Genomic DNA, 13,056 nt, shown 5'->3' on the forward strand with positions numbered 1-13,056 from the left:
TCTTTCGGTGGTAACAAACTCATTAATGGCACTTACGGAACTCAGTCATTCCAAATCGGTGCGGACAACGGTGAAGCGGTAATGCTTCAACTGAAAGACATGCGCTCTGATAACGCTCAGATGGGTGGTAAGAGCTACCAAACTGAGAACGCGAAAGATAAAGATTGGAACGTTCAAGCGGGCTCTAACGACCTAAAACTGTCGTTCACTGACAACTTCGGCCAAGCACAAGAAATCGACATCAGCGCAAAAGCGGGTGATGACATCGAAGAGCTAGCGACTTACATCAACGGTCAACAAGATTCTGTTAAAGCGTCTGTTACTGAAGACGGCAAGCTACAAATGTTCACAGGCAACAACAAAGTGAGCGGCGATGTGTCTTTCTCTGGCGGTCTTGCGGGCGAGCTAGGTATTCAAGCAGCTAAAGACGTAACGGTTGATACTATCGACGTAACATCTGTTGGCGGCGCACAAGAGTCTGTAGCAGTAATCGATGCGGCCCTTAAGTATGTAGACAGTCACCGTGCTGAGCTAGGTGCTTTCCAAAACCGTTTCGACCACGCTATCAGCAACTTAGACAACATTAACGAGAACGTTAACGCATCTAAGAGCCGTATTAAAGATACCGACTTCGCGAAAGAAACGACTCAGATGACTAAGTCTCAGATCCTTTCTCAAGCTTCAAGCTCGATTCTTGCTCAAGCGAAGCAAGCACCGAACTCGGCACTTAGCCTACTAGGTTAATCGATTGAAAAGCCACGTTGACCGATAGTGTTGACGTTAGGCTTCCACAAATTAGCTCGTGGTGAGAGATGAGCGCTAAACAGACCCAGCTTCGGCTGGGTTTTTTATTGCCTGAAATTTGGAGAAGAGAGGGGAGTTGTGGTGTTGGTAGTTGATTGGAAAGCGAGATTCCCTATCACGTTCGTGCCTCACTGTAGGGAATGACGGGAGTTGGGTATTGGTGACTCTATAGCTAACTGTATAGAAGAGGTCGGTTTGAGTAACAATCACTCAGGCTTAAACCATAGTGTTTAATCGTCATCCCAGAATCGAACCGAGCGAGATGTCAGGGATCTCTGTTCGTGAGAGGCCCAAAGAAGAAGGGGATTTGTAGTTGTTAGGTATAAGGCCAAAGCGGCTGGTAATCTGGCATTAGAACTATATAGCAGGCACAAAAAACGCCACCCTTAGGTAGCGTTTTAATTAAAGCAGATAAGTAATCGAGATTACTTAGTTACTTTAAGAACTGGAGTTTCGCCAACAGTTACAGAACCAGAAAGCTTGTTCAGCTCTTTGATTTCGTCCATGTTAGAGATAACAACTGGAGTAAGCGTAGATTTTGCTTTCTCTTCTAGAAGCGCTAGGTCGAAAGTGATGATAGTGTCACCAGCTTTAACAGATTGACCTTCTTCAGCTACACGAGTGAAGCCTTCGCCTTTAAGTTCAACAGTATCGATACCGAAGTGAACGAAAAGCTCAACACCGTCGTCAGACTCGATAGAGAATGCGTGGTTAGTTTCGAAGATCTTACCGATAGTACCGTTAACTGGAGCTACCATTTTGTCGCCAGCTGGTTTGATCGCGATGCCGTCACCAACGATTTTTTCAGCGAAAACTACATCTGGCACATCTTCGATGTTTACGATTTCACCAGAAAGAGGTGCGATGATTTCGATTGCACCAGCATCAGCGCTGTCATCAGATACAAGCTTTTTCAGTTTGTCAAACAGACCCATTGTGTCATGCTCCTAACGTTTAGTTTTATTCTGTAGAATATACTATACCAATCTAACAAATTAGACGACTATTTTTAGCCGTCTAACGTTATTAAGCGATTGGCGATTACTGAGTTTTCTCAGCGATGAACTTTTCTACGCAAGCTTCAATTTCAGCAGCTGTTGGTAGAGATAGTGCTTCGTCAGCCATAGCTTTAACTTCAGCGAAGTTAGAGTTACGGATTACTTTCTTAACTTTAGGGATAGAGATACCGCTCATAGAGAACTCATCTAGACCCATACCAAGAAGAAGTAGCGTTGCACGCTCATCACCAGCAAGCTCACCACACATACCAGTCCACTTACCTTCAGCGTGTGATGCGTCGATCACTTGCTTGATTACTGTAAGAACAGCAGGAGATAGTGGGTTGTATAGGTGAGAAATCATTTCGTTACCACGGTCTACCGCAAGAGTGTATTGCGTTAGGTCGTTAGTACCGATAGAGAAGAAAGATACTTCTTTCGCTAGGTGGTGTGCGATTGCAGCAGCTGCTGGAGTCTCAACCATTACGCCGATTTCGATTTCTTCATCGAAAGCTAGGCCTTCAGCGCGAAGTTCAACTTTGTACTCTTCGATTGCTTTTTTCAGTTCACGGATCTCTTCAACAGAAATGATCATTGGGAACATGATACGTAGTTTACCGTGTGCAGATGCACGTAGGATGCCACGTAGTTGGTCACGTAGGATTTCACGACGATCCAAGCTGATACGTACTGCACGCCAGCCTAGGAACGGGTTCATCTCTTGTGGAAGGTCCATGTATGGTAGGTCTTTGTCGCCACCGATATCCATAGTACGGATAATCACTGACTCGCCTTCCATTGCTTCTGCTACTTCTTTGTAAGCAACGTATTGCTCTTCTTCAGTAGGAAGCGCGTCACGGTCCATAAATAGGAATTCAGTACGGTACAGACCAACGCCTTCACCGCCGTTACGCAGGATACCGTCACAGTCTTTTACTGTACCTATGTTGCCACAAACTTCTACACGGTGACCGTCTAGAGTTTCAGCGTGTAAATCTTTTAGTTTTGCTAGTTCAGCCGCTTCTGCTTCGAAATCTGCTTTGATTTTCTTAGCTTCTGCTAGTTCAGCTTCAGAAGGGTTGATGATGATCTTGTTGTTCATCGCGTCTAGCACAAGCATGTCGCCGTTCTTAACTTGCTTAGTGATATCGTTAGTACCAACGATAGCTGGAAGCTCAAGAGAACGTGCCATGATTGAAGTATGAGATGTACGACCGCCGATGTCACAAGCGAAACCAAGAACGTAGTCTAGGTTGATTTGTGCAGTTTCAGATGGCGTTAGGTCGTAAGCTACTAGGATAACTTCTTCATTGATATCTGCTAGAGATACAATGTTGATGCCTAGAGCATTTTTAACGAAACGAGTACCGATATCACGGATATCAGTTGCACGTTCTTTTAGGTACTCATCATCAAGAGACTCTAGTGCAACAGCTTGCTCTTCGATCACAGTGTGGATCGCGTTGTCTGCGTGCATCTTGTCTTTCTTGATGAGTGCTAAAATCTCATCTTCTAGCTCTTCATCTTCAAGCAGCATGATGTGGCCTTCAAAGATTGCTTCTTTTTCTTCGCCAAAAGTTTCAAGTGCTTTTTGCTTAACAACTTCAAGTTGTTGAGAAGATTTGTTACGAGCGTCAAAGAAACGCTGTACTTCTGCTTCAACTTGGTCGTCAGAGATAGATTGAGTGTTTAGGACAATTTCATCTTCTTGAAGTAGTAGTGCTTTACCGAAAGCAATACCAGGAGATGCTAGGATGCCTGAAATCATAGCCTTACCTTAGTTGTTCAACTGTAAACGGGAGAGTGTGTGACTTTAAGTCGTCGACTAATGTCGCGCTTATTCCTATCTATTTCGAACAAAGCCACTTTGCTATGCAAAATGGCTTTGAAAGAAGGAGACCGTATTAGTGTAGTTGATCCATAAGAGCAACTAGGTGGTCTACTGCTTGCTGAGCTTGAGGACCTTCAGCTGAAATAGTAACGTTAGTACCTTTTACTAGGCCTAAAGTTTGTAGTTTGAACAGGCTTTTCGCGCTAGCGCTTTTGCCGTTAGAAGTCACTGTGATGTCAGCGTCGAAAGATTTTGCTTCTTTAACGAACTGTGCAGCTGGACGAGTGTGAAGACCGTTTTCTGCTGTGATTTCTACTTGCTTCTCGTACATTTTATATACCCCAATTAATTTATTTTTTGTAAGTTTGTAACCAGATTAGCTTAACTGCTTTAGCCCAAATGCGCTAGAGGCTAGTACGCCATGTTCGTGTTAGAACTTAGACTGGTTATAAATTTTTATCCAGCCATGGTCGTCTTTTGCTGAGTACTCATGACTTTCAGAATTTGTTTATTGCTTCTTTTATTTTGAAGCGAAAAATAAAACAGACCCGATATTACCAAAGGTGGGGCAGGGATCAACAAAAAAGCCCCTAAACGGGGCTTTTTTGGACGAAAAATTGATTTGACCACATATTATTGTTGGTTCTCTTTTTCCGTAAAGATGCCAGCAAATAGGGCTGTGCTTAGGTAACGCTCACCAGAGCTTGGTAGTACAGTAACGATAGTTTTTCCTGCAAATTCAGGTAGTTCGGCGATTCTGTTTGCTGCTACAACTGCCGCGCCAGATGAGATGCCTGCAAGAATACCTTCTTCTTTCATTAGGCGTTGAGCCATCTCAATCGCTTCTTCAGAAGTTACCGATTCAACACGGTCAATAATCTCTAAATCTAGGTTTCCAGGGATGAAACCTGCACCGATACCTTGAATTTTGTGTGGAGCTGGTTTGATTTCTTCACCTGCAAGTGCCTGTGCAATCACTGGAGACTCTGCTGGTTCAACCGCTACTGAAGTGATCGCTTTGCCTTTTTCACCTTTAATGTAACGACTTGTACCTGTGATAGTACCGCCCGTACCAACACCCGCTACAAACACGTCGATTTCGCCGTCTGTTGCTTCCCAAATTTCAGGACCAGTCGTCTGCTCGTGAATCTGTGGGTTAGCAGGGTTGTTGAACTGTTGAAGTAGTAGGTACTTGTCTGGGTCTGAAGCAACAATCTCTTCTGCTTTAGCAATCGCGCCGTTCATGCCTTTTGGTGCTTCAGTTAGCACAAGGTTTGCGCCAAGCGCTTTAAGCAGCTTACGACGTTCTAGGCTCATTGATTCAGGCATAGTTAGCGTTAGTTTGTAACCGCGTGCTGCTGCTACGAATGCAAGTGCAACACCTGTGTTACCACTGGTAGGTTCAACAAGCTCGATACCTGGCTTAAGCGTACCTGCTTTTTCTGCTTCCCAGATCATATTAGAACCGATACGGCACTTAACACTGAAGCTTGGGTTACGAGCTTCGATCTTAGCTAGGACGTTACCTTTGCTTACTTTGTTAAGGCGGACTAGAGGTGTGTTACCAATCGTTAGGGTGTTGTCTTCGTAGATCTTGCTCATGCGATATTCCTTCATTTAATGACAGAACTAAACGTAGTATATCAATCACTTTACCGTCTAGTGTCTTTCGATGTTTGTTCAGCTTGAATTTAGATTAAACAAGTTGAAAAAAAGGTAAAAGGATTAAAAAGTTATATCATATAGATATGTAGCAGAATTGACGCCTATCTTTATTGAAATCAGAACTTCAAAAAGATAGGCGAAACTAGGAAGTGTAGAAAGGGTTAGAGACGAGAACTATAGACGAGAACGTAGAGCTTGGTCTTTAAACTCAGCAACCCACATTGCTGTCGCGCCACAAACGGCAACGGGCATCACAATCAGGTTTAAAATTGGAATAGTAGTGAACACAGAAACAAGCGCGCCAAAGCTGTAGCTCTTACCTTGTTTTTGTTTCAAATTGTTTCTCATGTCATCAAATTTGATTTTATGGTTATCGAACGGGTAGTCGGCGTATTGAATCGCTAACATCCATGCTGTGAAAATGAACCATAAAAACGGAGCAACGGTTTGCCCTAGTGCTGGAATTAACAAAAGTAGGAATAAACCGATCGCTTTTGGCAGAATGTAGACAAGCTTGCGCCATTCTCTCGCTAATATACGTGGGGTATCTTTGAGGACATCAAGTAAACCATCGTCATTAACTTTTTTACCGCTCAACAACTCTTCAACTTTTTCCGCGAGTAAACCGTTGAACGGTGCGGCAATGAAGTTAGCGAGCGTGCTAAAGAAATACGAGAATGTGGCCAAGACGGTTAACACAAGTAATGGCCATAAAATGTATGACAACCACGACAAGAAACTTGGCAATGCACCAATCCAACCTTCAATCCAAGTGTTTAGGTTGGAGAAGATATAAAACAAGGCACCACCAACGAGTAACACGTTCGCGATAAGTGGCATTAGTACAAACTTACGAATGCTCGGTGATAAAGCGATTTTTATTCCGAAAATAAAATAGCCAAAGCCGGAGCGGGGAACAGATTCAATAGTCATATTTAAATTAGGTCACATGTGAATTTGGTTAAATAGCAAACATGTCTAGTGTACTCGACCGAAATTAAGAAAAAAAGCGTGGTGAAAATCACACCATGTAAGGAACTAATTGTATTAAGTTGTTCTAAAACAGTGGCTACTTTTGATAGAGTAGTGAGATTAGCCAAATTAACCCAACTTAGTGACAGCGTGTTTATAGCTAGTTGACTAAGAAAGCTGAGAGCGAAAAATGCAGGAATTGCGATTTGTACTCATTATTGTTGGCGCATTAGCTATCGCCGCATTATTGTTCCATGGTCTATGGACGAGTAAAAAAGAAGGGAAAGCAAAGTTTGGAGATAAGCCGCTCGGTAAGCTTGATAACGACAGCTTAGATGAAGCAGAAACTATTCCAAACCGTTCATTCGCCCCAGAAGATGATTTTGAGATAATCCGAAAAGAACGTAAAGAGCCGGATTTTGCTGTTTCACCCTCTGATACTGATCCGCTGATCGACTCAGATCCGCTAACAGCGCCACAAGCGAAAGAAGCTTACGAAGATGATATCGAATTAAATGATCTTCCTTCTTTCAGCGTAGAAGACCCAATTAAGGTTGAAAGTGAACCTGAAGTGATTGAGGAAGAGAAGGACGTTGAGCCTGAAGTTCCAAGCTTTGAGTTGACTGACGAGCAAAAAGAAAACCATGCCGGCTTTAAAGTGCAGTACGGTTCGTTTGAAGAGCCTTCTGAAACAGTTGATGAGCCAGTCGTTCCAAACGAAACGCTTACTCAAAGAAAGCCGGTTGTTGCGAAAGAAGTCGTGACTCCGCAAAGTGCGACTGTTGAAGAAGCAAAACCAGATGAAGAACTTGGTTTAGAAGTGATCGTTCTTAATGTTCACTGTGCTGGAGAGATCCCATTCGTTGGGACTGAACTTTTCCGCAGCATGGAGAACAACGGTTTAACTTATGGTGAGATGTCTATTTACCACTGCTTTGCACAATCTACAGATGCACCAAAGGTTATTTTCAGCGTTGCAAACATGATGCAGCCAGGAACGCTAGAACATGATGATCCTGCTGACTTCACGACTAAAGGTATTTCGTTCTTTATGACGTTGCCTTGTTATGGTCAAGCTGATCAAAACTTCAATGTGATGCTGAGTGCGGCGCAGAAAATTGCTGACGATATGGGCGGAAACGTGCTGGATGAGTCACGCAACTTAATGACACCAAACCGTTTATCTGACTACCGCAAGCAAATCAGAGACTTTATGACGGCATCGAATGCCTAGCCGTATTGTTTAGCCTTGTAAATAATCTATATTTATAGAAAAGGGCTCCTAAGGGAGCCCTTTTTGATATTTCAATCACGATAGAGAATGATATGAAAGAATCGATTCAAGTTACCTTAGAGCAGTTAAGAGAAACTCTGCATTATCACGCCGTTCGTTATTACGTAGAAGATAGTCCTGAGATCCCTGATGTCGAGTACGATCGATTAATGCAGCAATTGCTAAAGATCGAAGAAGAGAACCCGGAACTAGTGACGGTAGATTCTCCGAGCCAACGTGTTGGTGGTCAGCCTCTCGATGGTTTCACTCAAGTGACTCATGAGATCCCAATGCTTTCTCTGGACAATGCTTTCTCTGATGAAGATTTGGATGCGTTCAATAAGCGAATGTCTGATAGAGCGCCAACCGCTAACCTCAAGACTTTCTGTTGTGAACCTAAGCTTGATGGCCTTGCCGTTAGCCTACTCTATGTGAATGGTACTTTAGTTCAGGCTGCGACACGTGGTGACGGTGCGACGGGTGAAAACATCACTGAAAACGTGCGTACAATCAGCTCTATCCCACTTAAGTTACAAGGTGAAGGCTGGCCGCAGCGTATTGAAGTTCGTGGCGAAGTGTTTATGCCAAAAGCGGGTTTCGATAAGTTGAATGAGATGGCGTTGAAGAAAGGCGAGAAAGTATTTGTTAACCCACGTAATGCCGCCGCAGGTAGCCTGCGTCAGCTTGATTCCCGTATTACTGCGAAACGTCCGCTAGCTTTCTACGCATACAGTGTCGGTGTTGTACAAGGCGCTGAGCTATCAAATAGTCACTACCAACGCTTTTTACAGCTTAAAGGTTGGGGCTTACCTATGTGCCCCGAGACTAAGCAACTGAGCTCTCTCGAAGACGTGAAAGCCTATTACCAAGATATTATGACTCGTCGTGATGCTCTGGCTTACGAGATTGATGGCGTTGTTATTAAAGTCGACGATATCGCGGCTCAAGAAGTGCTTGGTTTTGTTGCTAGAGCGCCACGTTGGGCAATTGCTTATAAGTTTCCAGCTCAAGAAGAGATTACACTGCTCAATGACGTTGAATTTCAGGTGGGCCGTACTGGTGCTATTACGCCGGTTGCTAAACTTGAACCTATCTTCGTTGGTGGCGTGACGGTCAGCAATGCCACTTTACACAATGCCGATGAGATTGCGCGTTTAGGCGTGAAGGTAGGCGACAGCGTTATTATTCGCCGTGCAGGTGACGTTATTCCACAAATAGTGGCTGTTGTACTAGATCGTCGCCCTGAAACGGCTAGAGACATTGTTTTCCCTGATGCTTGCCCAGTATGTAGTTCTGCGGTTGAGCGTGTAGAAGGTGAAGCTGTAGCGCGTTGTACTGGCGGTTTAGTCTGTCAGGCGCAGCGTAAAGAAGCACTTAAACACTTTGTTTCTAGAAAGGCGCTAGACGTTGATGGACTGGGCGTGAAAGTTATTGAGCAGCTTGTGGACCGTGAAATGGTCGAAACACCTGCTGATTTATTTAAGCTAAGTGCTGGCGTGATTACTGTTCTTGACCGAATGGGGCCTAAATCGGCACAAAACGTCGTGAGTGCGTTGAATAAAGCTAAAGACACGACGTTAGCGCGTTTCCTCTATTCACTCGGTATTCGTGAAGTCGGTGAGGCGACAGCGATGAACTTAGCGCAACACTTTAAGACGTTGGAACTGGTTCAAGCAGCTACTCATGAACAATTAGTTGAAGTGTCAGATATTGGTGACATCGTTGCTAGCCATATCACCAGCTTCTTCTCACAAGAGAAAAACAGAGCGGTCGTCGATCAGCTGATAGAGCTAGGTGTGAATTGGCCAATCATCGAAGAAGCTGCCGATGACCAAGAGCTACCATTAGAAGGTAAAGTCGTTGTGTTAACAGGCTCATTGTCGCAATTAGGTCGAAGTGAAGCTAAAGCTGCGTTACAAGCATTAGGTGCGAAAGTGACGGGTAGCGTATCGAAGAAAACGGACATCTTGTTTGCCGGTGAAGCTGCGGGTTCTAAATTAACTAAAGCACAAGATTTAGGTATCGAAATAAGAACAGAAGAAGATCTAATAGCCCTTATTTCGTAAGTAAATACAGATAAAAAAAGCTCAAAGGCACTCCTTTCAAGGGAGTGCCTTTTTTGTTTCTGATATAAAAATGAGGGCTTTTTAATTGTTGAGAATTTTGTTCCTATACGAACTCTAAAATCAGGACAGTGACGCTGCTCAACATTAATGAAATACCATTGTAGTTGTATCAAAAATGCGAGTCATATCTATTTTTACAAAGTGATAATTACCTCAAGTTGTTGAATTTATTGGTATTGATTTTGTTTTGGTGAGGATTTTTCTATTTATCGATCTGGATCACTAAGTACCTATTAAATTTGCACCAACTCATATTTTTTTAGATGAAAATTAAGTTCTCATTGATCTTTTTGAGGGCGAAGTTAGTCTTAATGCCATGGATGCACATGATGTGTATAACCAGAAAGGAAATAGAGAATTCAGAGTTTAGGGTTCTCAAACAAGAAAAGGTATTTCTCTCTACGGCGGCCAACTTTAGGCGGGGAATATTCAAACAGCTATATCCATTTTTAGGAGTTTTATTCCATGGAAAACAAAATTTTCAAACGTACTCTACTAGGTGCATCCGTTGCACTTTTATCGACAGGCGTAATGGCTAAAGAAGTTGGTATCAACTCTGATTTCAACGTTGACGTATACGGTGTTGCAGCTATCTCTCTAGTTAACTACAACACAACTGACAACAGAGACGACAGCTCAGGTTACGCTGTAGAGAATGAATCTCGTATCGGCTTCCGTGCTCATAAAGAGATGTTTGATGACGTATTAATCACAATGCAGATTGAATCTGGCTACGTAGATAGCACAGACTGGGGTCATGGCGGCGTTTCAGGCGGTGTGCTTGGTTTCCGTGATACGTTCGTTGGTGCTTCTGGCTCTTGGGGTAACCTGCGTGTGGGTCGTGTTCTTACTCCACTATACGAAATCGTCGACTGGCCATTCTCTAACCCTGGTCTAGGTTCTGTATTCGATTGGGGCGGCATCAACGGTCACTACGATCGTCAATCTAACCAAGTTCGTTACGATTCAGCTAAATTTGGCGGTTTCTCTTTTGCAGCTTCTGTTGGTCGTGACGATAACGACAACGGTGGTGGTGCAGCAACTCGTGACGCAAACTTTGTTGGCGCAAGTGCTAAGTACAGCTTCGAAAAAGTAACATTAATGGGTGCGGTTGAATCTGGTACTCGTGTAGTGGCAGCAACTGAAGATCAGTGGGCTGTTGGTACAGCAGCTGATGTGGCTGGTGGTGTTAAAGATGCAAATGACCAATTAGTAACTGAAGGCGGCAACTACCTTAAATCTGAAGGTACTGCGGGCTATGATGATGACACGTTTGCGTACATCGTAGGCTTCGAAGCTAGCCTACCAGCAGGCTTTGGTTTTGCTGCAGCATATAAAGGCGAAGAGCTAGACAACGGAATCCGTAAAGTAACTCAAGATTCTTACTCAATCATTGGTCAATACTGGAATGGTCCAATTGGCTTCAAACTAGGTTACGCAGCGAACCTAGAATCTGAAACAAATGGTAAGAAAGATGCAGACTCAGATAGCAACACTATCTCTGGTCAGCTAATGGCTGTTCATAACGGTTTCGTACCTTACCTACGTGTAGCGGGTCGTACTGTTGGTGACGCTGATACAGATATCGTAACTCGCGTTGGTCTTGAATACGGTTTCTAAGCTAGAATCTTTAGCTTAAACAGTTAGATAAAAATCAAAACGCTGGTAAATTTTGTTTGCCAGCGTTTTTCCATAGTGAACATAAGGAATTAGTCATAATGAATAAAGTTAGTGTAGTTGTATTATCATTATTTTTGGGAGCTTGTAGTTCACTCGATTCACAAAGTAATTTTGTAGACTCAGTTGCAGATGTACAACCAAAAGGTGGTTACATTCAAGTGACTGGACAATCTTATGTAGCTGAAAGTAAAGCGAACGTCGGTGCTGATATCCTGAAATCGTCACTCTACTTTACATACAACAAAGAAGTAACGCAGAATTCGGCTCCAGAATCTTCAATTATCATGGATGTGAGTTACTTCCAGAGCTATAAAGAATACGAAACCGTAAGTTTTTTTGGTAAGACGATAGACCTTGAAGAGAGACAAGTTCCAAGAGAGAGCTGCAGCGAACACTGCACAAAGACTCAATATATTAAATTTCCATTGAGCGAAGCTGACATCCAGCAAGCAAGAGAAAAGAACTTAGAATTTACACTTGATGGACAAAACTCAGTAATGAGTACAACTTTCATTGTGCCGAAAGCGTATATCGACACAATCTATAATGGCGCAAATAATCATACAGCTATGGCTGTTGCTCCAGTAGCGGTGCCTGTCGCGGCTGTGGTTGCTGAAGAACCAAAAGCGTCTCAAGCTCAAGAGATGGTTAATTATTGGTATGGTGAAGCAACAAAAGAAGAGCAAGCTGCAGTGACTGATTGGGCATTCAAGAATCGTAAAAACGCTACCCCAACATCACTAGAAGGCTCAAAAGAAATCGAAATGGTTTCATATTGGTTCAATAAGCTAAACAGCGAAGAAAAATCTCAAACTATGATTTGGCTATTAGAGCAAGAGTAGGCTTCTAACGTAAGTCTCTAGCTATGTTTTTCAACCGCAGTATTGTATAACAGCAGTACTGCGGTTTTTCATTTTAGGCTTACAGGTAAGATTGTGAATATTGGTGAAGTAGCGAAGCGTGTTGGTACAACAGCGAAATCCATTCGTTTTTACGAAAGTAAAGGCATGATGAGCCCACCGCACCGATCAGAAAATGGTTACAGGCAATATGGCGAGATTCATATCGAACAGTTAGAGTTCGTTTTGAGAGCTAAAATGGTTGGTTTCACTCTCGATGAGTGTAAGTCACTGGTTGAGTTGGCAATGAATCCCAACAGACAAAGCTACGAAGTAAAGAAGAAGGCTACTCAGAAGTTAGATGAAATAGAGTTGAAGCTTGCGGAGTTAAACAAGATGAAGGTGCAGCTACAATCTTGGGTACATGACTGCCCTGGAGATACTTCAACGGAATGTCCTATCTTGAATAATCTATCTGGCCGCAGTTAGGTTATTCCAGTTCTAAATAATCGTCAGGCAGCAATTTCATTACTAGCCTGACTTTAATCACCTATCACAGCACCTTTCCGCCGTAATGTTTACAGATCAACAGTGGTACATGAGTGACTGCGTTACCATCTGAACACTTAACGATAGGCCCCATGTTTCCGTTACCAGGAGACTGACTGCTCGCTAGAGCGCTTCCAAATGACAAGCTGAAAATAGCCGTTAGAATTATTAAAAAATGTCTCATACAAACTCCATTAGGTTTATCTCTAATTGAGATAATTGAAAGTATGGACAAGGAAAAGAAAATTTCAAAAATTGGACGGACTTAACATTTTTAATAATTATAAATAAGCGAGAGTAAGGTTAACTATTCATATAT

At 43.0% G+C, this 13,056-nt stretch carries 12 protein-coding genes; 6 read left to right on the top strand and 6 right to left on the bottom strand.

All coding sequences use genetic code 11. The features are described from left to right. Positions 1 to 744: flagellin (locus AB4517_RS01975; RefSeq protein ID WP_372147811.1), on the top strand; the 744-nt coding region annotated here is incomplete at its 5' end. Between the two features lie 485 nt (positions 745 to 1,229). On the opposite strand, the gene crr is transcribed toward AB4517_RS01975, so the two are convergent. The 5 genes from crr to cysZ all read right to left on the bottom strand — a co-directional run bounded on the left by crr (position 1,230) and on the right by cysZ (position 6,231). Then, positions 1,230 to 1,739, bottom strand: coding sequence for a PTS glucose transporter subunit IIA (crr, locus tag AB4517_RS01980; protein WP_004737851.1), 510 nt, complete (start codon positions 1,737 to 1,739; stop codon positions 1,230 to 1,232). A 106-nt stretch (positions 1,740 to 1,845) separates the two neighbouring features. Then, positions 1,846 to 3,570 (bottom strand): phosphoenolpyruvate-protein phosphotransferase PtsI, encoded by a 1,725-nt coding sequence (gene ptsI / locus AB4517_RS01985; RefSeq protein WP_372147812.1) that lies wholly within the window; start codon positions 3,568 to 3,570, stop codon positions 1,846 to 1,848. Between the two features lie 136 nt (positions 3,571 to 3,706). Continuing rightward, a complete protein-coding gene (locus AB4517_RS01990; protein WP_004734263.1) occupies positions 3,707 to 3,964 on the bottom strand; it encodes an HPr family phosphocarrier protein in 258 nt (85 codons plus the stop codon). 302 nt (positions 3,965 to 4,266) lie between these two features. Further along, positions 4,267 to 5,235, bottom strand: coding sequence for a cysteine synthase A (gene cysK, locus AB4517_RS01995; protein ID WP_017061934.1), 969 nt, complete (start codon positions 5,233 to 5,235; stop codon positions 4,267 to 4,269). Positions 5,236 to 5,472: 237 nt separating this feature from the next. After that, positions 5,473 to 6,231: a sulfate transporter CysZ gene (gene cysZ / locus AB4517_RS02000; protein ID WP_029235129.1), complete on the bottom strand. Its 759-nt coding sequence runs from the start codon at positions 6,229 to 6,231 to the stop codon at positions 5,473 to 5,475. 229 nt (positions 6,232 to 6,460) lie between these two features. On the opposite strand from cysZ, the gene zipA reads away from it, so the two are divergent. The 5 genes from zipA (at position 6,461) to cueR (ending at position 12,677) form a co-directional block, all read left to right on the top strand. Then, on the top strand, positions 6,461 to 7,504 hold the full coding sequence (zipA, locus tag AB4517_RS02005) for a cell division protein ZipA (RefSeq protein WP_372147813.1): 1,044 nt from the start codon (positions 6,461 to 6,463) through the stop codon (positions 7,502 to 7,504). Between the two features lie 92 nt (positions 7,505 to 7,596). After that, positions 7,597 to 9,609, top strand: a complete 2,013-nt coding sequence (gene ligA, locus AB4517_RS02010; RefSeq protein WP_372147814.1) for an NAD-dependent DNA ligase LigA — start codon at positions 7,597 to 7,599, stop codon at positions 9,607 to 9,609. Positions 9,610 to 10,134: 525 nt separating this feature from the next. After that, positions 10,135 to 11,289 (top strand): porin, encoded by a 1,155-nt coding sequence (locus AB4517_RS02015; RefSeq protein ID WP_372147815.1) that lies wholly within the window; start codon positions 10,135 to 10,137, stop codon positions 11,287 to 11,289. A 98-nt stretch (positions 11,290 to 11,387) separates the two neighbouring features. Beyond that, positions 11,388 to 12,191, top strand: coding sequence for a DUF2057 domain-containing protein (locus AB4517_RS02020; RefSeq protein ID WP_372147816.1), 804 nt, complete (start codon positions 11,388 to 11,390; stop codon positions 12,189 to 12,191). A 93-nt stretch (positions 12,192 to 12,284) separates the two neighbouring features. Continuing rightward, complete coding sequence (gene cueR, locus AB4517_RS02025; protein ID WP_017061928.1) at positions 12,285 to 12,677, top strand: Cu(I)-responsive transcriptional regulator; 393 nt, start codon at positions 12,285 to 12,287, stop codon at positions 12,675 to 12,677. A 64-nt stretch (positions 12,678 to 12,741) separates the two neighbouring features. Here cueR and AB4517_RS02030 read toward each other — a convergent pair whose 3' ends face one another. Continuing rightward, positions 12,742 to 12,921 (bottom strand): hypothetical protein, encoded by a 180-nt coding sequence (locus AB4517_RS02030; RefSeq protein WP_017061927.1) that lies wholly within the window; start codon positions 12,919 to 12,921, stop codon positions 12,742 to 12,744. Positions 12,922 to 13,056 lie beyond the last annotated feature (135 nt).

This window comes from Vibrio sp. 10N.222.52.C3 (assembly GCF_041474195.1).
Taxonomy (GTDB): Bacteria; Pseudomonadota; Gammaproteobacteria; order Enterobacterales; family Vibrionaceae; genus Vibrio; species Vibrio crassostreae_C.